This is a genomic window from Oleiphilus sp. HI0132, assembly GCF_001635845.1.
In genome coordinates this window covers 1-1,285 of sequence record NZ_LWGJ01000578.1, presented here as the reverse complement: position 1 = coordinate 1,285, position 1,285 = coordinate 1, and the positions used below count along the sequence as shown (strand labels likewise).

The 1,285-nt window shown below is 42.1% G+C and carries 1 protein-coding gene; it reads left to right on the top strand.

The window, feature by feature from the left end; genetic code table 11:
• Window positions 1-517: 517 nt before the first annotated feature.
• Window positions 518-1,285 (top strand): glutathione S-transferase family protein (locus A3766_RS07105; RefSeq protein WP_156508749.1); only part of this gene is annotated, 768 nt, incomplete at its 3' end.

Below are 1,285 nucleotides of genomic sequence, written 5' to 3'. Positions count from 1 at the left end.
TCAGCTGGCTGTTTTTATTTGTGCTTCTACTTAACGACTTAACCCCCTATTACTCCCTACAGTTTAGAGCGCTCTCCTCGTCAAATTAACGACCATACATTCCGTCCAAGCCTAAAAGATTAGTGGATTTTATTCACAAACTATATTCGAGTTATTCGTTTATATCATGAATAGATAGTCGACATAATTCACATACTCTCAGTTCCAACGAAACAAGAACAGCCTTTCGACTAACCTGATTTTCATTAGAAAAAGCAATCCAGAGCTTATTACCACTTTATATTCAAAACATATTACCTTGCTCAAAACACGTAGCAGCCTTATCACACAAACTAAGGCTAACCAATGTAGGTCATCGAGCCAGTTTTTCCGGAAGCGGCCTATACGTCACTCCTGGTTCTAGCACCTAGCCACAACAGCCAAATACAGCAGTTTGCATTGCGAACTATACCACGAGACAGTTTTATGCTTAGATAGCCTGGATATCAACTAAGCCTGTTATTCTGGAACATCTTCAATGAGCATAATACTGCACCACTACCCTCTGTCTCCTTTCTCTGAAAAAATAAGAGCGATGCTTGGCTATACCAACCAAGAGTGGTCCTCCTGTCTGACCTCAGAAGCGNCGCCACGAGGCAAACTGGACTTACTTTCAGGAGGTTATAACAGAATACCAGTGGCACAGGTGGGAGCTGATATTTTTTGTGATACGAGCCTTATAGCTGATGAACTCGCCGCTATCGCTGACGAACCATCGTTAGCCAACGAAGCTCTGAATCAAGGCCTTCTAACTGAAAGACAATGGCTTGAATCAAAGCTATTTTTTGCATGTGTAAATAAAGCATTCTCTTTATCATTACTTCGACGTATTGCTAAAGACAAAGGCTTATGGAATTTACTTCTGTTCTTGAAAGACAGGATAGAAATGGGCGCCAAAGCCTCGGTATCCCTCGGCAGCCCTAGATCAGCCAACAAACATATTAAGCAAGGTCTAAGCTATCTATCAGAAAACTTAAGCTCGAATGAGTTTATCGGTGGTAACACACCGAATATTCTAGACTTCTCTGCTTATCATTGTTTCTGGTTTCTGACGGAAGTCGGCCTTAAAAAGGATATTTCCAAGAATACAGCCGCGTTGGCTTGGTACCAAAAAATGAAGGCTTTCACCAACTCTCCTGACAATGAAATTAGTATCGATACGGCGATCGATATCGGGAGAGAAGCCCAACCTCGGCAACTAGACAAGCGTTACACCTCAGACCATAGAATTGGCAGTAAGGTTGTT